This is a genomic window from Amycolatopsis methanolica 239 (assembly GCF_000739085.1).
Classification (GTDB): Bacteria; Actinomycetota; Actinomycetes; order Mycobacteriales; family Pseudonocardiaceae; genus Amycolatopsis_E; species Amycolatopsis_E methanolica.
On the sequence record NZ_CP009110.1, the window covers coordinates 6,695,688 to 6,718,841 of the forward strand.

The following is a 23,154-nucleotide window of genomic DNA, read 5'->3' on the forward strand; positions in this document are numbered from 1 at the left end:
CTACCGCCCCAGCACGGCCGAGAGGAACGCCTCCACCGCGCCGCGGTAGATGTCGGGTTGCGAGTCGTGCACGACGTGGCCCGCGCCGGGGACCACGAGGTGCCGCCCGGACTGCGCGCGGCGCGCCATTTCCGCCTGCTGGCCGGGCGGCATGAGGGTGTGCTCGGCCTCCACGATCAGCATCGGGCACTTCACGGCCTCCACCGAGGACCAGTACTCGCGCCTGCCCCACTCGGCGGCGATCTCGTACAGGTCGTCGAGCGAGGCGATCAGGTGGTAGCCGTCCGCGCGCTCCTCCACGCATTCGGTGAAGTACTCGCCCGTCTCGCCGAAGAACTCCCGCACGTGCGCGAGCGACTGGAACGGCACCGGCCACGACTCGAAGTACCCGCGCCACGTCTCGACCGTCTTGCCGCGCTGGTCCGGCGCCATGTCCTCGACCACGACGGCGTGCACGAGCTCCGGCTCGGCGGCCGCGAGCGACCAGGCATGCAGGCCGCCCATCGAATGCCCGATCACCACGGCCGGTTCGCCCAGCGACCGCACCACCGCGGCGGCGTCGGCGACGAACTGTTCCGTCGTCCACGGCCCGCCCCGCGGCCCGCGCCCGTGCCCGCGGGCGTCGAGGCCCACGACGTGCCCGTACCGGCGCAGCCACTGGGCCACCCGCCACCACGTGCGCGCCCGGCCCATCAGCCCGTGCAGCAACACGACCGGACGGCCGTCGCCGCCGAAGTCCACGACGCTCACGGCGCCCATTGAATCAGCTTCCCAGCAGCGACCGGGTGAGCGAGTTCCGCGATTCCTGCATGCCCCGCAGCGCTGTCGTGAGCGCCTTGTCGCCGACCCGGATCCGCTCGCCGTCCGCGCCGTCGCGCATCTCGTGCAGCACCGCGCGGCGCAGCAGCTCCTTGACGTAGGACGCGGTGACGCCCTCGGTCTCGGCGATCACCGGTTCGAGGTCCGCCACCAGCTCCACCTCGCGCGCGTACAGCTCGAACAGCTTGCGCCGCCCCTCGGCGTCCGGCCGCGGGATCTCCACGGCCAGGTCGACCCGGCCCGGCCGGTCGCGCAGCGCGGCCTCCAGCGCCTCCGGCCGGTTGGTGGTCAGCACGAACGTGACGTCCGCGTCCGCGCCGATCCCGTCCATGGCGTCGAGCAGGGTGAACAGCAGCGAGCCGCCCGCGCCGGGCATGGTGCGGTCCTCGGCGACCAGGTCGACGTCCTCGACCACCAGGATCGACGGCTGCAACCGCCGGGCCAGCTCGGCGGCCTTGCTGATGAACCGCATCGCCGCGCCGGTGAGGATGATCACCGTGCTGCCGGACAGGCGGCTCAGCAGGTACCGCACGGTGTGGGTCTTGCCGGTACCCGGCGGACCGTGCAGCAGCAGGCCCCGCTTGAGGTGCTGGCCCGCGGCGCGCAACCGGTCGGCGTGCTCGGCGATGCCGACGATGTGGTCCTCGATCGCGGGCAGCACCCCCTCGGGCAGCACGACCTGCTCGGCGGTCAGTGCCGGCCGTGGCAGGAACGTCAGCAGCTCGTTGCCCCGGTACTCGCTGCTGCCGAAGGCGAGCACCTGGCCGCGCAGCACGTCGTGCTCGCGGGCGAGCTGCTCGATGCGGTCGCGTGCCGCGCCTGCCGCCGCGCGGTCACCTGCCAGCACCTCGACCTTGGACAGCGCGGCCGGCCCGTGCTGCGGGTTCGGCCCGCGCAGCGCGACGACCACCGGTCCGCCGTCCGGAGCCGTCGTCAGCACCAGCCCGAACTGCACGACCTCCTCGGTCGCCTCCGGTCCGATCGCGACGGTCGCCATGTCGACCGCGCCCAGTTCGAAGGCGCCGTCCCGCCGCGCGGACGACAGCATCCCGGTCAGTTCCTCGTGCCCCCGGTTCGCGCCGGTGACGCCGAACCACTCCGGCTCGCCACCGCGTTCGGCGAGGTAGGCCTCGACGCCGCGGTGCACGTTGGCGTGCTCCCACGGCGGGAAGTCCTGGCCCACCAGCACGATCTGCCGGAACCCGACGCCGAGGTGCCCGGTGATCCGGCTGATGAGCTCCTCGGCCGGGTTGTCCTCGTCGACCACGAGCGCGGCCGTCTGGACGAGTTTCCGCAGGTCCCCGGCGAGCCCCCGGGCCAGCTTGCGATCTTCCCCTGTGATCCCCATTACGTCCCAGCATAGCGATTCGGGCTGGGTAGGCTGAGGGCATGGCAGTCGTGAAGATCAATGCGATCGAGGTTCCCGAGGGCGCGGGCCCCGAATTGGAGAAGCGGTTCGCGAACCGGGCCCACTCGGTGGACGGGCAGCCCGGCTTTCTCGGCTTCGAGCTGCTGCGCCCGGTCGCCGGCGACAACCGCTACTTCGTCTACACGAAGTGGGAGTCCGAGGAGGCATACCAGGCGTGGGCGAGCGGCCCGGCCAAGGAGGCGCACGCGGGCCAGAGCTCGCGGCCGGTGGCCAGCGGGGCGAACCTGCTGGAGTTCGAGGTCGTTCCGCTCGACTGATGACCGACGACGGCCTGTCCGAGGCCGCCGAGATGCTCGCCGGCGCCTCCGCGCTCCTCGTGTGCGCGGGCGCCGGCATGGGCGTCGACTCCGGGCTGCCGGACTTCCGCGGGCACGAGGGGTTCTGGCGGGCCTATCCGCCGTACGCGCGGCTCGGGCTGAGCTTCGCCGAGATCGCCGACCCGCGCCACTTCGCCGAGGATCCTGAGCTGGCGTGGGGCTTCTACGGCCACCGGCTGGAGATGTACCGGCGCACCGAACCGCACGCCGGGTTCGGTCTGCTGCTGCGGCACGGTCGCGGCCTGCCCGGCGGCGTCGCGGTGTTCACGTCCAATGTGGACGGCCAGTTCCAGCGCGCCGGGTTCGAGCTGGTCGCCGAGGCGCACGGGTCGATCCACCATCTGCAGTGCGCGGTGCCCTGCGGCCCGGACATCTGGCCCGCGGACTTCTCCCTCGACATCGACGAATCGACGATGCGCGCCCGCCCGCCGCTGCCGTCCTGCCCGAACTGCGGCGGCCTGGCCCGGCCGAACATCATGATGTTCGGCGACTTCGACTGGCTGCCGTCCCGCACCGACGCCCAGACGCGCGCGCTCGGGGAGTGGCGGCGCGCGAACCGGAACGCCGTCGTGGTCGAGATCGGCGCCGGACGCGCGGTGCCGACCGTGCGCCGGTACGCCGAGCTGGCCTCCGCCGCGACCGGCGCGCTGATCCGCATCAACCCGCGGGAGCCGGAGGTCCGGCACGGCCGCGGCGTCTCCGTCCCCCGTGCCGCGCTGCCCGCGCTGACCGCGTTGCTCGCCGGCTGACAGCTTCCCGTCAGCGAGCGGTAAGCGGCGCCCGGCAGCGTGGCGGCATGAACAACACCAAGGTCCTCATCTCCGGCGCCAGCATCGCCGGCCCCGCCCTCGCCCACTGGCTCACCCGCTACGGCTTCAGCGTCACCGTGGTGGAGCGGGCGCCCGGTCCGCGGCCCGGCGGGCAGGCGGTCGACGTCCGCGGCCCGGCCTTGGACGTCGCCGAGCGCATGGGCATCCTCGACCAGCTTCGCGCGCACAGCACCCGCATGCGCGGGATGTCGGTCGTGGACGCCACCGGCGCCGAGGTCTACCGCACCACCGAACGCACGGTCAGCGGCGGCGAGCTGGACAACCCGGACGTCGAGATCCTGCGGGACGACCTCGCCCGGATCATCACCGGCTCCGTGGGCGGCGACGTCGAGTTCCTGTTCGGCGACTCGATCGCCGGGCTGGACCAGGACGACGACGAGGTCCGCGTGGTGTTCGAGTCCGGGCGGGCACGCACCTTCGACCTGGTGGTCGGCGCGGACGGGCTGCGCTCAAACACCCGCCGCCTGGTCTTCGGCCCCACCGAACGGTTCATCCGGCACCTCGGCGTGAACATGGCCGTCTGCACGGTCCCGAACTTCCTCGGACTGGACAACTGGCAGGTCATGCACCAGATGCCGGACGGCGACATGCGTGGCGCGATGGTGATGAGCGCGCGGGACAACACCGAAGCTCGCGCGTACCTGATGTTCGGCTCGGCGGAGCCGGTGGACTACGACCACCGCGACGTCGAAGGCCAGAAGGAGATCGTGGCCCACGCGCTGGCCGGCGACAGCTGGGTGATGCCGCGGCTGGTGGAGCACGCGCGAGCGGCCGCGGACTTCCACTTCGACTCCGCGGCCCAGATCCTCCTGGACTCGTGGTCGCGGGGCCGGGTCGTGCTGCTCGGCGACGCCGGGTACTGCGGCTCGCCGTTGTCCGGGCAGGGCACTAGCCTGGCGCTGATCGGGGCGTCCGTGCTGGCCGGCGAACTGGCCGCGGCCGGCGGCGACCACCGGGCGGCGTTCGCGGCGTACGAGAAGGAACTGCGGGACTACGCCCGCGCGAACCAGGAGATGGCGGTCGTGAACCTGCGGGAACGCCGGGCCCAGGCCGGTCAGGCGGCGGACGCGAGCTTGGCGGCCGAGGTCCTGGTCCAAACGGGTGTGGAGGAGTTCGCGCAGGTCGTGGCTTCCTACGCGGTCAAGGACTACTGACCAGCGCCACTCGATCCGGTGAACACGAGGGTTCCACGCGTCCCGTCGGAGTCGTCTCCCCCTCTAACCAGACGGCTGCGGCCGCACGGCTGCCACCGTGCTCCTCGCAGTCGTCCGGCATACCGGATCCGGCCGTCACGCCCCCCGAGCGGCCGGATCCGGTACGCGCGCTACTGCTTCAGGACCCGCTCGGTCAGGTCGCGGGCGGCGGCCACCAGTTCGTCGGTGAGCGCGGCGGTCAGGTCCTCCGACGGCGTGCGGTCCGGGCCGATCACCAGTCCCGTGTCCAGCGACGGGTCGGTGGCCGCGAACACGATGGACCGCGCCGCCTCCGACGCCGGTCGCTGCACGCCCTCCAGGATCTGCTCCCACATCGGGCGCAGCGCCGGTGGCAGGATCTCGGGGGTCATCTCGGCCGCGTTTGGGGTCGCCGCCGCGCCGGGGTCCGCCGCGAACACCGCGATCCCGCTGCCCCGCAACCGCTCGGCCAGTTCCCGGTTGTAGGCCAGGTGCGCGAGCTTCGCCCGCCCGGACACCGCCATGCCGTAGTACTCGCCGGGCTCGACCTCCGCGTACGACGGGGTGCCCAGCGTCAGGGCGGCCTGGATGGACGACGACGTGACATCGACGATCCGGCTCGGACGGCCTGCGCGCAGCGAGTCCAGCAGCGCTTCGGTCAGCACCAGCGGCGAGAGGTGGTTCACCGCGAAGCTCGCTTCGATGCCCTCGGCCGTCTCCCAGCGCTCCGACCACATGCCGCCCACGTTGTTCACCAGCAGCTGCCACGGACCCGCCGCGGCGAGCCGCTCGCCGAGCGCACGTACCTCCGCCAGCACCGAGAGGTCGGCCTGGACGAACCGGCCGCCGATGGTCCGCGCGGCGGCCACGCCGCGTTCCGGGTCGCGTCCGACGATCACCACGTCGTGGTCCAGCCGAGCCAGCTGCCGGGCCACCTCGAAGCCGAGTCCCCCGGTGCCCGCGGTCACGATTGCCTTCTGTGTCATGCCGTTCAGCTCAGCGCAGTGGCGGGAATCCGTCCAAAGCCGCGCGGACATGGGCCCATGCCCGCCCGGCATGGCAGCCTGTCGGAGTGGAACTGAAGCACCTGCGGTATTTCCTGGCGGTTGCCACCGAGGGCACGTTCACCGCTGCCGCGCAACGCCTCGGCATGACGCAGCCGGCGTTGTCGCGGGCGATCCGGGCGCTCGAGGACGGGGTCGGGACGGCGTTGTTCGCCCGCGGGCACCAGGGCGCGGAGCTCACCGCGGCGGGGCGGATGCTCGCCGAGGACGCGCGCGGCATCGACGAGCACGCGCGGGCGGCGATCGCCAGGGTGGCCCGGTTCGGGCAGGAGGGGCCGCAGCTGCGGGTGACCGCACGCGCCTGCGACGTCGCCACGCTCCAGGGCCTGGTCGATTCCTACAACGAGCAACACGAACCGCGGGCCGTCGCGACCGTGGCCGACTGGCAGGTCCAGGCGGACGAACTGCGCACGGGCACGGCCGACGTGGGTCTGCTGCGCGTCCCGTTCGAGAGCCGCGGCCTGGACAGCGATCCGGTGCGGATCGACGAGCGGGTCGCCCTGCTGCCGCGGTCGCACCCGCTGGCCTGCCGGGAGTCGATCGAGCGAGCCGAGCTGGACGGTGCGACGTTCCCGCGGTGGGCCGGCATGCCGGCTGCCGAGACGGCGCACTGGACCGGCACCGACCGGATCCCCTACGACTGGCGGCCGGGGCCGCTGGTGCGCAGCGGCGCGGAGTTCGCGAGCGCGGTCCGGCTCGGCCAAGCGGTCGGTTTCGTGCCCAGGACGCTGCTGCCGGAGCTGCCGCTCACCGGGATCGCCGTGGTGCCGGTGCACGGCCTGTCACCCAGCGAGCTGCACGTCGTCTGGGCGGCCACCGCCACGTCCCCGGACATCGCGCGGTTCGTCCGGCACGCGCAGCTCACGGGAGCGTGATCGCGGCGAACACGGCCTTGTGGTCGGAGTTCGGCATCGGGAACACGCGGTAGGCGGTCACCGCGGCGCGCTGGTCGACCAGGACGTGGTCGATCGCGACCGGGGGCGGCAGCAGTTTCGACGGCCAGGTCGACGTGAAGCCCTCGCCCGTGGCGTCGCCGGCGTCGGTGTAGCCGGTGGCGATCAGATCCCGCAGCGTGCCGTGGTCGAGGGTGGCGTTGAAGTCGCCGGCCAGGATGCGCACCGGTCCGTCCGGGTCGGGGTGCGGCAGCCCCGCGATCTCCGACTTCCACGTCCCGGCGTCGGCGACCGGCGCCGTCGGGTGCGCCGCCACGACCTCAACGGACACGCCGCCGCCGAGGTCCAGTCGCGCGCTCGGCTGGGCGAACCCGGACGGTCCGGCCAGTGACAGCTGGGTGACCGGGTAGCGCGACACCAGCCCCGACCCGGCGCCACGCCGGGCCGGTTCCAGCACCCGGTGCGGCAGCAGCTCGAACAGCCCGGCCGCCTCCAGCGCGGACACCGCCTGCGGCGTCAGCTCCAGCAGGTTCAGCACGTCGACCTGGTTCTCCCGCACCAGCCGCACGATGGTCTGCGGGTCGGCCTCGCCGTAATACATGTTCGACGACATCACGTGCAGCGTCCGCCCGTGCACCTGCGGCTGCGCCGAGGAGAAGGCGCGCGGCACCACCACCCCGCCCAGCACGAGGGCGAGCACCAGCACGGTCCCGCCGATCCACCAGTGCCGGAGCGCGAGGGTGAGCGCGGCCAGCAGCAGGCCACAGACGATCCAGTACGGCGTCAGCGCGATCAGCGACGCGGTCAGCCGCCCGCCGTCGACGCCGAGCAGGCGCATCGCCGCGAACACCACGAAGACCGCGGCGAGGACGGCGAAGAAGACCACGCGCCCAGTCTTCCTGTCACGTCTGGGCGGCGGCTGACAGTCGCCTGTGCGCGCGCTGTCAGGTTCCCCCGGAAGAGTCGGTTCCGACACAGGAGGAGGATTTCATGACCTTGGCGATCCAGGCTGAGGGCCTGGTGAAACGGTTCGGCGGCACCACCGCGCTCAACGGGGTCGACCTGGAGGTGCCGACCGGCAAGGTGGTCGGCGTGCTCGGCCCGAACGGCGCCGGGAAGACCACCACGGTGCGGATCCTGGCGACGCTGCTGCGGCCGGACGCCGGACGCGCGACGGTCGGGGGCTACGACGTCGTGCGCGACGCGGTCCGGGTGCGCGGCCTGATCGGGCTGACCGGCCAGTACGCGTCGGTGGACGAGGACCTGTCCGGCACCGAGAACCTGGTGCTGCTGGGCCGTCTGCTTGGGCTGAGCCGGGCCGACGCTCGGGCGCGCGCGGCGGAGTTGCTGGAGCAGTTCGAGCTGTCCGACGCCGCCGGGCGCGCCGCGAAGACGTACTCGGGCGGCATGCGACGCCGGCTCGACCTGGCCGCGAGCCTGGTTGGCCGCCCCAAACTGCTCTACCTCGACGAGCCGACCACCGGGCTGGACCCGCACGCACGCAACGAGGTGTGGCAGGTCGTGCGGCGGCTCGTCGACGACGGCGCGACCGTGCTGCTGACCACGCAGTACCTCGACGAGGCCGACCAGCTCGCCGACACCATCACGGTAATCGACCACGGGCGGGTCGTCGCGGAGGGCCGCCCGGACGAGCTGAAACGCCGCGTGGGCGGGCAGACCGTGCAGGTCCGGCCGACCTCGCGAGCCGATTTCGAAGCGGTGGCGCGGATCCTGACCGACCTGACGGGCATCGAGCCCGCCCGCGACACCGATGTCGGCCTGCTGACGGCACCGGTCGGCGATCCGGTTCTGATGTCCACTTTGGTCCGGAAACTGGACGAAGCCGGAATCACGGCCGATGAGCTGGCGCTGCGCCTGCCCAGCCTCGACGAGGTCTTCCTGGCGCTGACCGGGAAGCCGGCCGAGGAAACCACACGGGAAGGGAGCCTGGTGTGACCGTGCTCGAACTGCCCCGGCGTATCAGCCCGGGCAAGGCCCTGCAGGACGGGTTCACCCTCGCCTGGCGGGGCGTGCTGAAGATCCGCAAGAACCCGGAGCAGCTGGCCGACGTCACGCTGCAACCGATCCTGTTCCTGCTCATGTTCGGGTACCTGTTCGGCGGCGCGATCGCCGGCAGCACGAGCGCCTACCTGCAGGTGCTGGTGCCCGGGCTGATGGTCCAGAACACGGTGTTCGCGAGCATGGCCACCGGCACCTCGCTCAACACCGACGTCACGAAGGGCGTGTTCGACCGGTTCCGCAGCATGCCGATCGCCCGGTCCGCGCCGCTGATCGGCGCGGTGGTGTCGGACGTCGTGCGGTACGCGGTGGCGCTGGCGGTGCTGCTGGTCGCAGGCACGATCATGGGCTACCGGCTGCACACCGATCCGGGTTCGCTGGTGGTCGGCGTCGCGCTGATGCTGCTGGCCGGGCTGTGCTTCTGCTGGATCGCGGTGTTCGTCGGGATGCTCATGCGCAGCCCGGGCGCGGTGCAGGGCGTGATGGTGGCGGTCATGATGCCGATCACCTTCGGCAGCAACGTGTTCGTCCCGTCCGACACGATGCCCGGCTGGCTGCGCGCGTGGTCGGACATCAGCCCGGTGAGCTTGCTGACCGAGGCCATGCGGGGCCTGCTGAACGGCGGCCCGGTCGCCGGGCCACTGCTGGGCGCGCTCGCCTGGATGGCGGGGATCGTCGCGGTGTTCTTCCCGCTGGCGATGCGCGCCTACCGGCGGCGGGTGGCGTGACGCGCCGGGTCTCCGCCGGACACTGGGGGTCGGCGGAGACCCGGTTCACCTGATCCGACCGGCGACCGCGGCCTTGACCGCGGCGATCGCCCGCGGGCTGCCGAGCCGCGCGCCTCGCTGGTAGGCCTCCTCGTAGGCGTCCGCCCCGAGGGCCTCCCGAAGGGCGGCGACCACCGCGCGCAGCTCCGGGTCGCCGGAGTCGAAGACGCCGCGGATGGCCGCGCTCAAACCGAGCGCCCAGGCGGCCTGCTCGGCGTCGCCCTCCGCGTGGAACGCGCGGGCGACCACGGTGGCCGCCTTCGCCACGTCAGGCAGGTCCCGGCGTTGGCTCGACGAGCGCAACGGCGCCGCCAGCAACGCCCAGGCCTCCGCGGGCCGCCCCTCGGTGACGAGCAGCGACGCGCCGGCGACCGCGACCAGCTCCCCCGCCATGTCCACCGGAAACGGGATCCGCGACGCGTTCGCCGCCAGCCACGCGTGCTCGGCGCGCGCCACCTCCAGCTCACCGCAGCGCCGGGCGATGTCGAACTTCCGCAGCGCCACCGTCGCCCTGCGGTCGATCTTGTCCCCCACCAGCCGCTCGGCCTCGGCGATGTCCCGCCAGGCCGCCTCGGCATCCCCGGCGCGGAACCGCTCCTCGGCCAGCCGGGACAGCTGCTGCACCAGGTCGTCCGCGGCGGACAGCTCGCGGGCGATCCGCACGCCCTCCTCGAACCCGGCGATCGCCGCGTCGTGCTCACCACGCAGGGAGTGCGCCTCCGCCTGCATCGCGACCGTCATCGCGGTGCCCCACCGGTCCCCGCACTCGCGGAAACCCGCGACCGCCCGGTCCCTGGCGCGCCCGCTGCGGTCCAGGTCGCCGTCCTGGTCGGCCATGACCCCCTCGGCCCAGCTCGCGCACGAGATCGCCCAGCGGTCCGAGCCGCGCAGCACGCGGCGCACCTCCTGCTCGGCGAGATCCCGCCGCCCGCCGAGGAAGCAGCTCATCGGCAGGGCGAGCGCCAGCATCGGGTACCGCTCGACCGCGCCGCTGCGCACGCACTCGGCGGTCAGCTCGGGGAGGTCGTCCCGGCGCACCATCGGCAGGCTCGTCATGAGCGCGTGCATGACGCTGAGGCACGCGCGGGCGTGGTCCGGCAGGCCGTCGTGGCGCAGCACCTCGTCCAGCAGCGGCGCCGGTTCGGCGTTGAACCCGCGGATCACCCAGTACCAGAGGGTCGCGACGACCAGCCGCGCCGCCGTGCCCGAGTCCTGGCCGTCGAGGGCGCGCCGCACCGCCGCCGTGATGTTGTCGTGCTCCGCGCCGAACACCTCGATCGCGCGGACCTGCCCGTGCCCGCGCAGTTTCGGCTCGTGCTCCTCGGCCAGCCCGGCGAAGAACCCGGTGAACCGCCGCACCACGTCGTCCCGCTCGCCGGACTCGTCGAGCCGTTCGGCGCCGTAGGCGCGGATGGTCTCCAGCATCCGGTACCGCGGCTCCCCTCCGGTCGACACCGCATCCACAATGGACTTCTCGACGAGTGAGCCGAGCACGTAGAGCACGTCCTCGGCGGGCAGCAGCTCGTCGGCGCACACGGCCTCCGCCGAGGACACGGTGGCGCCGCCGGCGAACACCGACAGCCGGCGGGCCAGTATCCGTTCCGGCTTCTCCAGCAGGTCCCAGCTCCACTCGACCACGGCCCGCAGGGTGCGCTGCCGCGGCACCGCGGTGCGGCTGCCGGAGTTCAGCAGCCGGAAGCGGTCGTCCAGCCGTCGCGCGATCTGGTCCGCCGTCATCGACCGCAGCCGCGCGGCGGCCAGCTCCAGCGCGAGCGGCATCCCGTCCAGGCTCCGGCAGATCTCCGTCACGGCGTCCGAAGTGGACTCGTCGAGGACGAAGCCGGGGCGCACCGCGACCGCCCGTTCGGTGAACAACCGCACCGCCTCGGCGACCTCCAGCGGACCCACCTGGCACAGCGCCTCACCGGTGATCGCCAGCGGTTCCCGGCTGGTGGCCAGCACCCGCAGCCCCGGCACCCGCGCGAGCAGCTGGAAAGCCACGTCGGCCGCGGCGTCCACGACGTGCTCGCAGTTGTCCAGCACCAGCAACGCGTCGCCGCCGTCCAGCAGCGCCACGATCTGCGCCATCGCGTCCACCGGCGCCTTTGGCGCGCTGGTGACGCGGAAGTCCAGTGGCCCCAGCGCGCCGAGGACCGCGCCGGTCACGTCGTCGGCGTCCCGCACACCCGCGAGCGGGACGAACCACGCGCGAGCCGGGTGGCGCTCCGCCGCTTCGGTCGCCAGCCGGGTCTTGCCCGCCCCACCGGGCCCGACGAGCGTGACCAGCCGGGACGCCGACAGGGCCCGCGCGACCTGGTCGAGTTCCCGCTCGCGCCCGACGAAACTGGTCAGCCGCACCGGGAGCGCGGGCTCGGCACGCGGCGGCGCCACCTCCCCGCGGAGGACGGCGAGGTGGGCTTCGCGGAGTTCGGCGGACGGGTCGACGCCCAGCTCCTCGGCCAGGGTCGACCGGGTCCGCTCGAACACGGCGAGGGCGTCGGCCTGGCGGCCGTTCGCGGCCAGCGCCCGCATCCGCAGCGACGCCAGCCGTTCCCGCAGCGGGTGCGCCTCGCCGGCGGCGTCCAGGTCGGCGAGCACCTCGGCGTGGCGGCCGAGCGCCAGCTCGGCCTCGAAGCGGTCCTCCACCGCGGCGATCCGCAACTCGTCCAGCCGCGCGACCGGGGCCTGCGCGAACGGCGCGTCGAGCACGTCGGCCAGCGCGTCACCGCGCCACAACGCGAGCGCTTCGCCGAGGACCGCGGCGGCCTCGCGGTGCCGTCCGGCGGCGAGCTCGCGCCGGCCACGCGCGGCCAGCTCCTCGAACCGGTGGGCGTCCACGTCGGCGTCGAGCGTGTAGCCGCCGGAGCCGGAGGTGATCGTGCCGGCGCCGCCCAGCGCGCGCCGCAGCCGGGACACCAGCGACTGCAGGGCGTTCGCGCCGTCGGTGGGTGGTTCGGCGCCCCACAGGTCGTCGATCAGCGTGTCGGCGCTCACCGCGCGCCCGGGGTCGAGCGCCAGCCGGGCCAGGAGCATGCGCAGGCGCGCGCCGCCGATGTCGATCGGCGTGCCGTCGTCCGCCTGGGCCCGGACCGGGCCGAGCAGTGCCACCCGCACGGGTACCACTGTTCCAGATCAGGCGCCGGGCTTGAGGCTCTGCTCGAAGTAGTCGACCATGTCCTGCGGCGTCGGGCCGTCCGTGCCGAAGTCGATCCACACCAGCAGGCCGCAGATCTCGGCGTCGTCCGTGCCGAACAGCATGATCCCCATGCCGGTGGTCGTGCCTGCCGGGTAGTCGCCGCTCAGGCCGTCACCGCTCCAGCGGCCTTCGAGCGCGCTGTCCGAAGCGCCCAGCTGGGACTGGACGCCCGGTTTCAGCGCGTCGAACGACCTGCCCTCGTAGTAGACGACGGACCGGCCGCTGGTCGTCGAGTCGCTGGGCAGCGTGCACCAGGTTCTCGGCGCCCGACTGCTGGATCGGCACGTCTGCCCCGCCGCGCTCGCAGGTCCCGACGTCCGGAACGCCGCCTGCCACGCGGCGCAGGCAGGACGTGAAGCCGTCGGAGTCCGGCTCGCCGCCGGTCGTGCAGCTCGCGGAGACCTGCTGGGTGCTCGGCAGGGCCGTGTTCCCGGTGGTCCCCCCGCGGCCGGGTCGCCGGACCCGCCGCGGGTGACGGCGAGGAGGGTGATCACCAGCGCGGCGACCAGCACACCGACGCCGGCGCCGATGAGCAGCGGTTTGCGCACGCCCTTGGGCTTGGGCGGCGGTGGCTGCCAGGCGGCGGGCGAGGTGGCCGGCGCCATGGTTGGGACGGTGCGGCCGTCGATCGCGGGGATCGCGGGCGGGGGCGGGGCGGCCGGGACGTGGTGCAGTCCGAACGCGACCGCGGTCTCCGGCTGGTCCTGGATGGTCGGCAGGACGCCGAGCTGCTCGGCGAGCAGTGCCGCGACCAGGGGCATACGGCTCGGCCCGCCGACCAGGTAGACGCCGGTGAGCTGCTGCGGGGTGCGCCCGGCGTCGCGGATGGTCGCGGCGAGCATCTCGGCGCTGCGCAGCAGGTTCGGCCGGACGAGGGCCTCCAGCTCGGCGCGGGTGACCAGGACGGCGTCGAACGGTTCCGGCATCGGCACTTCGGTGTGCGCGTGGCTGGACAGGGTTTCCTTGGCTTCGCGGACGTCCTGCAGGAGCGCGCGGCGGATGCGCGGTCGGCGACGCTCTGCGGGCGCAGCATCCGCTGCCACTGGGCCGTGTCGGTGTGGGAGACCTGGCGGCCGACGTGTTCGAGGAGGGCCTGGTCGATGTCGAGGCTGCCGAGGTCCGGCAGGCCGTTGTCGGCGAGCACGGTGAAGCCGCGGTCGGCGACGCCGACGACGGCGCAGTCGAACGTGCCCGCGCCGAGGTCGTAGACGGCGAGGGTGCTGCCGGGCGCGAGGGCGCGGCCGAGGGAGGCGTAGTGCGCGGCGGCGGCGACCGGTTCCGGGATGAGGACCGGCCTGGGGCCGAGACCGGCCTTGACCGCCGCCTGGCGGAGGAGCTGCTGGCGGGTGGCGCCCCAGCGAGCGGGGTGGGAGAGGCGGACGTGGTCGAGCGGCTGCCCGGCGAGCTGGCGGTGGGCCTCCTCCGCGACGCGGCGCAGGACGGCGGCGAGGGCGTCGGTTACCTCGACGACGGTGTCGCCGAGCAGGAGGGTCGCGTCGTGGACGCGCCGCTTGGGGTTGGGCACGAACCGGGCCGGGTCCAGGCGCGCCCGGCGCTCCGCATCCTGCCCGGCGACCAGGGTGCCGTCCTCGCCCGCGAAGACCGTGGAGGACACGGTGACCGACCCGTCGACCTCGATGACACGCGGCCTGCGGCCGAAAGCGGACAGGACGGCCACCGTGTTCGACGTGCCTAAGTCGATCGCCAGGACGTTTATGCGCCTCCCCTCAGCGCAGCCCACTTTTTCACACCATCAGGGAGTCCCGGACGAGAAGTGCCCCCACAAAAGTCGCCACCGGCCCCGCCGGCGTTTCCCCCCGTTCTCAGCCGATGACCGGAAACGCGAAAGTGCCCCCAGGGAACCAGTCCCTGGGGGCACTCGCGTCTGGCGGCCTACGAGATCAGCGCTCGCCTTCGGCGTCGTCCTCGTGGGTGCCCGCGCCGATGCTCACCGGCGGGGCGTCGGGGACGTCGGACGGCTTCGGCTCGCCGCGGAACACGAACCGCGCCTCTTCGTCGCGGTCCTCCGGGTTGCCGCTCCAGCCCTCGACGTCGACGATCACGATCTGCCCCGGCTCGACCTCGCCGAACAGGATCTTCTCGGACAGCTGGTCCTCGATCTCCCGCTGGATGGTCCGGCGCAGCGGACGGGCGCCGAGCACCGGGTCGAAGCCGCGCTTGGCCAGCAGCGCCTTCGCCTTGTCGGTCAGCTCGAGAGCCATGTCCTTGGCCTTCAGCTGGGTCTCCACCCGCGTCACCATCAGGTCGACCATCTGGATGATCTGCTCCTGGGTGAGCTGGTGGAACACGATGATGTCGTCGATCCGGTTGAGGAACTCGGGCCGGAAGTGCTTCTTCATCTCCTCGTTGACCTTCTGCTTCATCTTCTCGTAACGCGATCCCTCGTCGTTACCGGAAGAGAAGCCCAGGCTGACGCTCTTGGAGATGTCCGAGGTGCCCAGGTTCGAGGTGAAGATCAGCACCGTGTTCTTGAAGTCGACCGTGCGGCCCTGACCGTCGGTGAGCCGGCCGTCCTCCAGCACCTGCAGGAGGGTGTTGTAGATCTCCTGGTGGGCCTTCTCGATCTCGTCGAACAGGACCACGGAGAACGGCTTCCGGCGGACCTTCTCGGTCAGCTGGCCACCCTCCTCGTAGCCGACGTACCCCGGAGGGGCGCCGAACAGCCGCGAGGCGGTGTAGCGGTCGTGGAACTCGCCCATGTCGATCTGGATGAGCGCGTCGTCCTCGCCGAACAGGAACTCCGCCAGCGCCTTGGACAGCTCGGTCTTACCGACACCGGACGGGCCGGCGAAGATGAACGAGCCGGACGGGCGCTTCGGGTCCTTCAGGCCGGCACGGGTGCGGCGGATCGCCTGGGAGACGGCCTTGACGGCGTCCTCCTGGCCGATGATCCGCTTGTGCAGCTCGTCCTCCATGCGGAGCAGACGCGTGGTCTCCTCCTCGGTGAGCTTGAACACCGGGATGCCGGTCCAGTTGGCCAGGACCTCGGCGATCTGCTCGTCGTCGACCTCGGCGACGACGTCCAGGTCACCGTCCTTCCACTGCTTCTCCCGCTCGGACTTCTGCGCGAGGAGGTTCTTCTCCTCGTCGCGCAGCCGGGCGGCGCGCTCGAAGTCCTGCGCGTCGATCGCGGACTCCTTGTCGCGGCGCACCTTGGCGATCTTCTCGTCGAACTCGCGCAGGTCCGGCGGAGCCGTCATGCGGCGGATGCGCATGCGGGCGCCAGCCTCGTCGATCAGGTCGATCGCCTTGTCCGGCAGGAACCGGTCGTTGATGTACCTGTCGGCCAGGGTGGCCGCGGCGACCAGCGCGGAGTCGGTGATCGACACGCGGTGGTGCGCCTCGTAGCGGTCCCGCAGGCCCTTGAGGATCTCGATGGTGTGCTCGAGCGAGGGCTCGCCGACCTGGATCGGCTGGAAGCGGCGCTCCAGCGCGGCGTCCTTCTCGATGTACTTGCGGTACTCCTCGAGCGTGGTGGCGCCGATGGTCTGCAGCTCGCCGCGGGCCAGCATGGGCTTGAGGATCGACGCGGCATCGATCGCGCCCTCGGCGGCGCCCGCACCGACGAGCGTGTGCAGCTCGTCGATGAACAGGATGATGTCGCCGCGCGTCTTGATCTCCTTGAGCACCTTCTTCAGGCGCTCTTCGAAGTCACCGCGGTACCGGGAGCCGGCGACCAGGGAGCCCAGGTCAAGCGTGTAAAGCTGCTTGTCCTTCAGCGTCTCGGGCACCTCGCCCTTGACGATGTTCTGGGCCAGGCCCTCGACGACGGCGGTCTTGCCGACGCCGGGCTCGCCGATCAGCACCGGGTTGTTCTTGGTGCGGCGGGACAGCACCTGCATGACCCGCTCGATCTCCTTGCCGCGCCCGATGACCGGGTCCAGCTTGCCCTCACGCGCCGACTGGGTGAGGTTGCGGCCGAACTGGTCGAGCACCAGCGAGGAGGACGGGGTGCCCTCGCCGCGGCCGGCGCCGGCCTCGGCAGGCTCCTTGCCCTGGTAGCCGGAGAGCAGCTGCAGCACCTGCTGGCGCACCCGGTTCAGGTCCGCGCCCAGCTTGACGAGCACCTGCGCGGCGACGCCTTCGCCCTCGCGGATCAGGCCGAGCAGAATGTGCTCGGTGCCGATGTAGTTGTGGCCGAGCTGCAGCGCCTCGCGCAGCGACAGCTCGAGCACCTTCTTGGCGCGCGGGGTGAACGGGATGTGCCCGCTCGGGGCCTGCTGGCCCTGGCCGATGATCTCCTCGACCTGCTGCCGCACGCCTTCCAGCGCGATACCCAACGATTCGAGCGCCTTGGCGGCGACACCCTCACCCTCGTGGATCAGGCCCAGGAGGATGTGCTCGGTGCCGATGTAGTTGTGGTTGAGCATCCGGGCCTCTTCCTGGGCCAGGACGACCACCCGCCTCGCGCGGTCGGTGAACCTCTCGAACATTCCCACTCCCTCGACTGCTGCGCCGGCGGTGAGCACCCATCACTTCGCGATGGATTCAGCACCGTGAGTCCACTGTAGTAGCCATGCGGTCCCACCGGACTACCACTGGGGCGGATTAGGTCACAGCTGATGTAGACGCCGGAAACCTCCGGCGATGAGTCTGCGCTGGTAGCTGACGTACATCTGCAACGCGGGACTTCTCCCGGCGATTCCGCAAGCCCCGGTTTGTCCGCTCACCGCGAACACCCCCGTGACGAGGACGGGACTGGCGCTCCCGCGCGGAACGAGTAAGGTAAGGCCAACCTAACCACCCGGATGGAGCAGGGAGGTCCGCCATCGAAACCGCGCTGGGCGCTCTCGGAACGTCCGTCACGAGGGTGGCCGCCCTGCAGGACCGCATGGAAGTGCGCGCCGACCTGCCCGCGACGGGCGGCTGGCAGCGCTGCGGCGACCTGCTGGCCGACCCCGCGCGGTTCGACGTGTGGCGCAAGCTCCTCGGCGAGTGGCTGCGCGACGGCTTCGGCGAGGCGCCCGACCGGACGACGGCCGGGTTCGTCATGTCGTGGTACCTGCACGTGCCGGCGTTCACCGGTGCGTTGCTGCTCCATCACGAACGGCGAGTACCCATGCTGCGGCCGGGTGAACTCGCCTTCCGCCTGTGCGCGGACCGTCCGCACCCCGAAGGTGTGGCGGTGCTGGGGGACGAGTTCTACTGCCTGCCCGGGGACCCCGACGCGGACCGCCCCGAGGCGACGGTGGTCGCGGACGAGCGAGCGCTGGCCGCGGTGCTGCGCGCCCGGTACACCGCGCACGCGGCGCAGTTCGTGCAGGCGTATGCGCCGCTGAGCCGGCTCGGCCGCCGGATGCTCTGGGCGGCGGCGACGGACGCGCTGGACAGCACGCTCTGGTGGGCTGGGATGTACGCCGGCGACGAGGAGGCGGGCGTCGCGGACGCGCAGCTCGTGCTGGACGAGCACTACCCGCCGCTGACGGCGTCAACCCGGCTACGGCAAACCGAGGACGGGTGGGCCCGGCGGCGGGAGAGCTGCTGCTTCTCGTACCTGCTGCCGGAGCAGCCACTGTGCGAGGGCTGCCCGCGCACCTGCCGCCGGTGACTTTCACCACACCGGCTCCACGTGGCTGATCCCGGTCGGTTCACCGAGGAGATCAACCACACCGCGGGAAGCCCTCGCCCGCCACGGCACACCGCGGGTGACGCCCTAAGCTCCGGGGCCAGCAGCCGGGAGCCGGGGCAGCGTTCAGCCATCCCCAGGTGAGCCACCTCGGCCCCGGCACCCCCGGGCCTCCGCCCGCTAGGCGCGCCACCCCGGATCGCGGCCGGTCAGTGCCAGCAGCCGGTCCAGCACCGGCGCCTCGTCCGCGCACGGCACCGCAGGCCCGAACACCTTCATCTCCCGCGCCTGCTCGACCGTCGCCTGCGTCGAGGTGAACACCGCCTCCGCCACCTCGGGGTCGACGGTCAGCGGCCGGCCGGTCGCACGGGCCAGGTCCCAGCCGTGCACCACCCATTCGGTCAGCACCATTCCGGCGATCATCTCGGCAGGCATCTCCGCATCGCCGAACTTCGTGGTGCCGACGAGCGTCCCCGGCCGCCCACAGGTATCCACAATTCCATCCACAAGCGTGCACAGCTCACCCAGCCAGTCACCCTGCGTGAGATCGACGTCCTGCTCACCGCCGGTCGCCGCGGGCGCCGGTTCGCGGCGGAGCGCCGCCGCCAACCACGGGGCCCAATAGAGAAGGTGGTTGAGCAGGGCGCGCACGTCGTATTCGGTGCACGGGGTCCGGTTGTCCAGTTGGGCTGGTTCGATGGCGCGGAGCAGCCCGGTGAACTCGCGGGCGGCCCGCTCCAGCATCGGTCGAAGGTCGGTCATGCCTCCATTCAGCCGCATCGCGGCACCGCCGTCTTGAACAAAAGCGACAGCCGCTCACGAATGAGCCGGCCGGACAGAACCGTGTTCAACCTGCCGGGCAATGAAAAAAGCCGCCGGGAATCCCCGGCGGCTCTTCCACGCCCCTCTTTACCCGAACTGCGCTCAGTTCTTCTTGTGGTAGGCCTCCACGACCTCGGACGGGATACGCCCGCGGTCGGAAACCTGGTAGCCGTTCTTGCGCGCCCAGGCCCGAATGGCCTGGTTCTGCTCGCGGTCCACCGACGCGGAACGACCCGCGACCTTGCCGGCGGGCTGACGGCCCGCGGTGCCCCGCTTGCGGCCACCGGCACGCCGCGCGTGCTCGACGTACTGGGCCAGCGCGTCACGGAGCTCCTCGGCATTTTCCGCCGACAGGTCGATCTGGTACGAGATGCCGTCAAGTCCGAACTCGACGGTCTCGTCCGCCTCCGAGCCGTCGATGTCGTCGATGAGCGACACCAGCACCTTCTGTGCCATGTGTTTCCTCCTGTTTTCGGCCAGCCACGAATGATCGGGCAGGGGCAGGCGCCCTGACCAGAAGCCATTGACTAGGACATTAATACCCGGAATCAGGGCAGCACGCAAATCACGTTACCGATACCGTGACTAGTTCGTGCCTGCTATTCGGGGCGCACCAGCGGGAAGAGGATGGTCTCGCGGATGCCGAGGCCTGTGAGGGCCATCAGGAGACGATCGATGCCCATTCCCACGCCACCACTCGGTGGCATTCCGTACTCGAGCGCGCGCAGGAAATCCTCGTCGAGGCGCATCGCTTCGCTATCCCCGGCCGCGGCCTGGCGGGCCTGGTCCAGCAATCTTTCCCGCTCGATCACCGGGTCGACCAGCTCGGAGTATCCGGTGGCCAACTCGAATCCGCGGACGTAGAGGTCCCACTTCTCGGCCACGCCGGGCTTGGTCCGGTGCTGCCGGGTCAGCGGCGAGGTCTCGATCGGAAAATCCCGTACGAAAGTCGGCTCGTGCAGGTGATCACCGACGAGGTGCTCCCACAGTTCCTCGACCAGCTTGCCGTGGCCGAGTTTCGGATCGACCTCCATGCCGCGCGCGGAGGCGAACCCGCGCAGCTTCTCCACCGACGTTTCCGGCGTCACTTCCTCGCCCAGCGCGTGGGACAACGAGTCGTACATGCTCAGCGACGTCCATTCGCCGGAGAGGTCGTACAGCGAGCCGTCGGCGAGCGTGACCTCGAGGCCGCCGAAAACGGCCTGCGCCGCTTCCTGGATCAGCTCCCGGGTCATCACCGCGTTCGTGTCGTAGGTGGCGTAGGCCTCGTAGTACTCCAGCATCGCGAATTCCGGCGAATGCGAGGAGTCGCTGCCCTCGTTGCGGAAGTTGCGGTTGATCTCGAAGACCTTCTCGATCCCGCCGACCACACACCGCTTGAGGAACAGCTCCGGCGCGATCCGCAGGTACAGATCGATGTCGAACGCGTTCGAATGGGTGACGAACGGCCGGGCCGAGGCGCCGCCGTGCAGGGTCTGCAGCATCGGCGTTTCCACCTCGGTGAAACCCCGGCGGTGGAACGAATCCCGCAGCGAACGGACCACCGACGCGCGAGTGCGCACCACGTCGCGGGCCTGCGGGCGCAGGATCAGGTCGACGTAGCGCTGGCGGACGCGGGTCTCCTCGGCCAGCTCCTTGTGCGCGACCGGCAGCGGGCGCAGCGCCTTCGCGGCCATCCGCCACTCGTCGGCCATGATGGACAGCTCACCGCGCTTGGACGTGATGACCTCGCCGTGCACGTAGACGTGGTCGCCGAGGTCGACGTCCGCCTTCCAGGCGGCCAGCGCTTCCTCGCCGACGTTCGCGAGGCTGATCATCGCCTGCAGTTCGGTGCCGTCGCCTTCGCGCAGCGTCGCGAAGCACAGCTTGCCGCCGATGCGGGAGAACATGACGCGACCGGTCACGCCGACGACCTCGCCGGTGGCCGTGTCGGCGGGCAGGTCCGGGTGCGCCGCGCGCACCTGGGCGAGCGTGTGGGTACGCGGCACTTCGACCGGGTACGGCTCCACGCCCTCCGCGAGCAGCCGATCGCGCTTGGCCCGACGGACCCGCATTTGTTCGGGCAGGTCGTCAGCGGGCACCGGGCGATCCGGGGAGGGGGAATCCGTCATGCCGATAGGGTACGAACCCCCGGGACTACTAGGCCAACCGGATTACCCGTATCGACCAGCACAAGCGCACCGATAGCATCGCGCGAGTGAGCGAAGCCACTTCATCCGCCGATCGTGAGCTGTGGAACCGGCGGTCCCGCTCATTCGGGGGGCACGCGGACGCCTACGACGAGCACCGTCCCGATTACCCGCTCGACGGTCTCCGCTGGGCGTTGCCGCCCGGTGCCGCGGAAGTGGTGGACCTGGCCGCCGGCACCGGCAAGCTCACCGCCGGCCTGCGTGCGCTCGGGCTGCGCGTCACGGCGGTCGAGCCCGATCCGGGCATGCGCGCCGCGTTCACGCGGCGCCACCCCGGCATCGAAGTCCTGGACGGCACGGCGGAACGGATCCCGTTGCCCGACGCCAGTACCGACGGCGTGCTCGCCGGCCAAGCGTTCCACTGGTTCGACCCGGACGCCGCGCTCACCGAAATCGCACGGGTGCTGCGCCCTGGCGGCGTGGTCGCGGGGCTGTGGAACGGCAACGACGATTCCGTCCCGTGGGTCGCCGAATTCGCCCGCGTGTCCGGTTTCGTGCAGCGCGGCCGGTCGGTCGCGACTCTGCCCGAACACACCGCGTTCAGCGCGTTCGAGGAGAAGACGTTCCGGCACTCGCACCGCCGCACGCCCGAAAGCCTGGTCGAAACGATCTCCACGCATTCCCATCTGCTCGTCGCGGACGATGCCGAGCGCGCGGAGACGCGGCGGCGGACGCTGGAATTCCTCCGCGCCAACCCGGCCACCGCGAACGGCGAATTCGACCTTCCGCTGCTGACGACGGTGCTGCGCGCCGTCCGCCGCTAACGCGTCTGGCGTTCGAAGGCCAGGCGCAGGCCCAGCAGCGTCAGATCCGGCACGTGCTCGGTGATCGTCTCCGACTCGCCGATCACCAGCGGCGCCAGCCCGCCGGTCGCGAGCACGGTGACCGGCTCGTGCGTGCGCGCGGTCAGCTCACGCACTATCCGCCGCACCAGGCCGTCGACCTGGCCCGCGAACCCGAACACGATGCCGGACTGCAGGCACTCCACGGTGTTCTTGCCGATCACCGACCGCGGCCGGACCAGTTCGACCTTGCGCAGCGCCGCCGCGCGCGAGGCCAGCGCGTCGACCGAGATCTCGATGCCGGGCGCGAACGCGCCGCCGAGGAACTCGCCCTTCGCGGAGATCACGTCCACGTTGGTCGAGGTCCCGAAGTCCACCACGACGCACGCCGTGCGGTACAGGTGGTGCGCGGCGAGCGTGTTGACCAGCCGGTCCGCGCCCACCTCCCGCGGGCTGTCGACCAGCAGCGGCACGCCGGTGCGCACCCCGGGCTCGACGACGACCTTCGGCACCCGCGCGTAGTAGCGGCCGAGCATCACCCGCATCTCGCGCAGCACGGCGGGCACGGTGGACAACGCGCTGATCCCGGTGATCGCGTCGGCGTGCTCGCCGAGCAGGCCGCGCATGGTCAGCGCCAGCTCGTCGGCGGTCATCTGCGCGTCGGTCCGCATCCGCCAGTCGCCGACGAGCTTGGCCGCGTCCCCACGGCCCTCGTACAGGCCGAGCACGATGTTCGTGTTGCCGACGTCGATCGCCAGGAGCAAGGGAGTTCAGCTCTCGGCGTGCAGCAGCGCGTCGAGCCGTGCGGCGTCGACGGTTTCGGCGACCGGGAACGGGTTCTCCCGGTCCGGCGACGCGATGGGGATGCTGCCGCTCACCAGGCCGGAGCCGTCGGGCGCGTGCCCGGGGTCGCTGCCCTCGTGCTTGATCCGGTTCTCGTCGTCGACGAACACGATCCGCGGCTGGTAGGTGGCCGCCTCGGCGTTGTCCATCTGCCCGTAGGAGATCAGGATGACCAGGTCGCCCGGGTGCACGAGGTGCGCGGCGGCGCCGTTGATGCCGATGACGCCGCTGTCCCGCTCGCCCGGGATCACGTAGGTCTCCAGCCGCGCGCCGTTCGTGACGTCCACAATGGCCACCAGCTCGCCCGGCAGCAGATCGGCCGCCTCCATCAGCGTCTCGTCGATCGTGACCGACCCGACGTAGTGCAGGTTGGCCTGGGTGACCGTCGCGCGATGGATCTTCGACTTCAGCATCGTGCGGTACAT

18 protein-coding genes and 2 pseudogenes are annotated in these 23,154 nt (G+C 71.7%); 8 read left to right on the forward strand and 12 right to left on the reverse strand.

Annotated elements, in window-relative coordinates:
- Together AMETH_RS32730 and AMETH_RS32735 are read right to left on the reverse strand one after the other, a co-directional pair.
- On the reverse strand, positions 1-759 hold the full coding sequence (locus AMETH_RS32730; protein ID WP_017985405.1) for an alpha/beta fold hydrolase: 759 nt from the start codon (positions 757-759) through the stop codon (positions 1-3).
- A 4-nt stretch (positions 760-763) separates the two neighbouring features.
- The gene (locus AMETH_RS32735; protein ID WP_017985406.1) at positions 764-2,167 is read right to left on the reverse strand and encodes an AAA family ATPase; all 1,404 of its coding nucleotides are present in this window, start codon (positions 2,165-2,167) and stop codon (positions 764-766) included.
- Positions 2,168-2,208: 41 nt separating this feature from the next.
- On the opposite strand from AMETH_RS32735, the gene AMETH_RS32740 reads away from it, so the two are divergent.
- The 3 genes and pseudogenes from AMETH_RS32740 to AMETH_RS32750 all read left to right on the forward strand — a co-directional run.
- Positions 2,209-2,505, forward strand: coding sequence for an antibiotic biosynthesis monooxygenase family protein (locus tag AMETH_RS32740; RefSeq protein ID WP_017985407.1), 297 nt, complete (start codon positions 2,209-2,211; stop codon positions 2,503-2,505).
- A complete protein-coding gene (locus tag AMETH_RS32745; protein ID WP_017985408.1) occupies positions 2,505-3,314 on the forward strand; it encodes an SIR2 family NAD-dependent protein deacylase in 810 nt (269 codons plus the stop codon). Before AMETH_RS32740 ends, AMETH_RS32745 begins: the two co-directional genes overlap by 1 nt.
- A 47-nt stretch (positions 3,315-3,361) precedes the next feature.
- A pseudogene (locus tag AMETH_RS32750) lies at positions 3,362-4,501 on the forward strand (FAD-dependent monooxygenase); the annotation flags it as partial.
- 218 nt (positions 4,502-4,719) lie between these two features.
- Here the strand turns inward: AMETH_RS32750 and AMETH_RS32755 are convergent.
- Positions 4,720-5,553 (reverse strand): SDR family NAD(P)-dependent oxidoreductase, encoded by an 834-nt coding sequence (locus AMETH_RS32755; RefSeq protein ID WP_017985410.1) that lies wholly within the window; start codon positions 5,551-5,553, stop codon positions 4,720-4,722.
- Positions 5,554-5,639: 86 nt separating this feature from the next.
- Here AMETH_RS32755 and AMETH_RS32760 point away from each other — a divergent pair, with 86 nt between their 5' ends.
- Entirely contained in the window at positions 5,640-6,506 is an 867-nt protein-coding gene (locus AMETH_RS32760; protein WP_017985411.1) for a LysR family transcriptional regulator, read from the forward strand.
- Here AMETH_RS32760 and AMETH_RS32765 read toward each other — a convergent pair.
- Positions 6,493-7,410, reverse strand: coding sequence for an endonuclease/exonuclease/phosphatase family protein (locus AMETH_RS32765; protein ID WP_017985412.1), 918 nt, complete (start codon positions 7,408-7,410; stop codon positions 6,493-6,495). The genes AMETH_RS32760 and AMETH_RS32765 overlap by 14 nt on opposite strands.
- Before the next feature lie 104 nt (positions 7,411-7,514).
- Between AMETH_RS32765 and AMETH_RS32770 the strand changes: the two genes are divergently transcribed.
- On the forward strand, positions 7,515-8,480 hold the full coding sequence (locus tag AMETH_RS32770) for a daunorubicin resistance protein DrrA family ABC transporter ATP-binding protein (protein ID WP_017985413.1): 966 nt from the start codon (positions 7,515-7,517) through the stop codon (positions 8,478-8,480).
- Positions 8,477-9,271 (forward strand): ABC transporter permease, encoded by a 795-nt coding sequence (locus AMETH_RS32775; protein ID WP_017985414.1) that lies wholly within the window; start codon positions 8,477-8,479, stop codon positions 9,269-9,271. The genes AMETH_RS32770 and AMETH_RS32775 overlap by 4 nt, the downstream gene beginning before the upstream one ends.
- A gap of 45 nt (positions 9,272-9,316) precedes the next feature.
- Here AMETH_RS32775 and AMETH_RS32780 read toward each other — a convergent pair whose 3' ends face one another.
- From AMETH_RS32780 to AMETH_RS32790, 3 genes and pseudogenes are all read right to left on the reverse strand, one after another.
- Positions 9,317-12,424 (reverse strand): AfsR/SARP family transcriptional regulator, encoded by a 3,108-nt coding sequence (locus AMETH_RS32780; RefSeq protein WP_017985415.1) that lies wholly within the window; start codon positions 12,422-12,424, stop codon positions 9,317-9,319.
- An 18-nt stretch (positions 12,425-12,442) separates the two neighbouring features.
- Positions 12,443-14,223, reverse strand: a pseudogene (locus AMETH_RS42980) (Hsp70 family protein).
- A 184-nt stretch (positions 14,224-14,407) separates the two neighbouring features.
- Positions 14,408-16,960 (reverse strand): ATP-dependent Clp protease ATP-binding subunit, encoded by a 2,553-nt coding sequence (locus AMETH_RS32790; RefSeq protein WP_017985417.1) that lies wholly within the window; start codon positions 16,958-16,960, stop codon positions 14,408-14,410.
- 377 nt (positions 16,961-17,337) lie between these two features.
- On the opposite strand from AMETH_RS32790, the gene AMETH_RS32795 reads away from it, so the two are divergent.
- Entirely contained in the window at positions 17,338-18,075 is a 738-nt protein-coding gene (locus AMETH_RS32795; protein ID WP_017985418.1) for a (2Fe-2S)-binding protein, read from the forward strand.
- Positions 18,076-18,273: 198 nt separating this feature from the next.
- Here the strand turns inward: AMETH_RS32795 and AMETH_RS32800 are convergent, their stop codons facing one another.
- From AMETH_RS32800 to lysS, 3 genes are all read right to left on the reverse strand, one after another.
- Positions 18,274-18,855, reverse strand: a complete 582-nt coding sequence (locus AMETH_RS32800; protein ID WP_026153583.1) for a TIGR03086 family metal-binding protein — start codon at positions 18,853-18,855, stop codon at positions 18,274-18,276.
- A 162-nt stretch (positions 18,856-19,017) separates the two neighbouring features.
- Positions 19,018-19,371 carry a histone-like nucleoid-structuring protein Lsr2 gene (locus tag AMETH_RS32805; protein WP_017985420.1) on the reverse strand — a complete coding sequence of 118 codons (354 nt, stop codon included), beginning with the start codon at positions 19,369-19,371 and terminating at the stop codon, positions 19,018-19,020.
- Between the two features lie 143 nt (positions 19,372-19,514).
- Entirely contained in the window at positions 19,515-21,026 is a 1,512-nt protein-coding gene (lysS, locus tag AMETH_RS32810) for a lysine--tRNA ligase (RefSeq protein ID WP_026153584.1), read from the reverse strand.
- 86 nt (positions 21,027-21,112) lie between these two features.
- On the opposite strand from lysS, the gene AMETH_RS32815 reads away from it, so the two are divergent.
- Positions 21,113-21,868: a class I SAM-dependent methyltransferase gene (locus AMETH_RS32815; RefSeq protein WP_017985422.1), complete on the forward strand. Its 756-nt coding sequence runs from the start codon at positions 21,113-21,115 to the stop codon at positions 21,866-21,868.
- On the opposite strand, the gene AMETH_RS32820 is transcribed toward AMETH_RS32815, so the two are convergent.
- Positions 21,865-22,650 (reverse strand): type III pantothenate kinase, encoded by a 786-nt coding sequence (locus AMETH_RS32820; protein ID WP_017985423.1) that lies wholly within the window; start codon positions 22,648-22,650, stop codon positions 21,865-21,867. The genes AMETH_RS32815 and AMETH_RS32820 overlap by 4 nt on opposite strands.
- Positions 22,651-22,656: 6 nt before the next feature.
- Positions 22,657-23,154, reverse strand: a complete 498-nt coding sequence (gene panD, locus AMETH_RS32825) for an aspartate 1-decarboxylase (protein ID WP_017985424.1) — start codon at positions 23,152-23,154, stop codon at positions 22,657-22,659.

Excerpts from the sequence above, each read along its gene's own strand:
- AMETH_RS32730 (WP_017985405.1), bottom strand. The coding sequence starts at position 759 with ATGGGCGCCGTGAGCGTCGTGGACTTCGGCGGCGACGGCCGTCCGGTC.
- AMETH_RS32735 (WP_017985406.1), bottom strand. The coding sequence starts at position 2,167 with ATGGGGATCACAGGGGAAGATCGCAAGCTGGCCCGGGGGCTCGCCGGG.
- AMETH_RS32740 (WP_017985407.1), top strand. The coding sequence starts at position 2,209 with ATGGCAGTCGTGAAGATCAATGCGATCGAGGTTCCCGAGGGCGCGGGC.
- AMETH_RS32745 (WP_017985408.1), top strand. The coding sequence starts at position 2,505 with ATGACCGACGACGGCCTGTCCGAGGCCGCCGAGATGCTCGCCGGCGCC.
- AMETH_RS32755 (WP_017985410.1), bottom strand. The coding sequence starts at position 5,553 with ATGACACAGAAGGCAATCGTGACCGCGGGCACCGGGGGACTCGGCTTC.
- AMETH_RS32770 (WP_017985413.1), top strand. The coding sequence starts at position 7,515 with ATGACCTTGGCGATCCAGGCTGAGGGCCTGGTGAAACGGTTCGGCGGC.
- AMETH_RS32790 (WP_017985417.1), bottom strand. The coding sequence starts at position 16,960 with ATGTTCGAGAGGTTCACCGACCGCGCGAGGCGGGTGGTCGTCCTGGCC.
- AMETH_RS32800 (WP_026153583.1), bottom strand. The coding sequence starts at position 18,855 with ATGACCGACCTTCGACCGATGCTGGAGCGGGCCGCCCGCGAGTTCACC.
- AMETH_RS32805 (WP_017985420.1), bottom strand. The coding sequence starts at position 19,371 with ATGGCACAGAAGGTGCTGGTGTCGCTCATCGACGACATCGACGGCTCG.
- lysS (WP_026153584.1), bottom strand. The coding sequence starts at position 21,026 with ATGACGGATTCCCCCTCCCCGGATCGCCCGGTGCCCGCTGACGACCTG.
- panD (WP_017985424.1), bottom strand. The coding sequence starts at position 23,154 with ATGTACCGCACGATGCTGAAGTCGAAGATCCATCGCGCGACGGTCACC.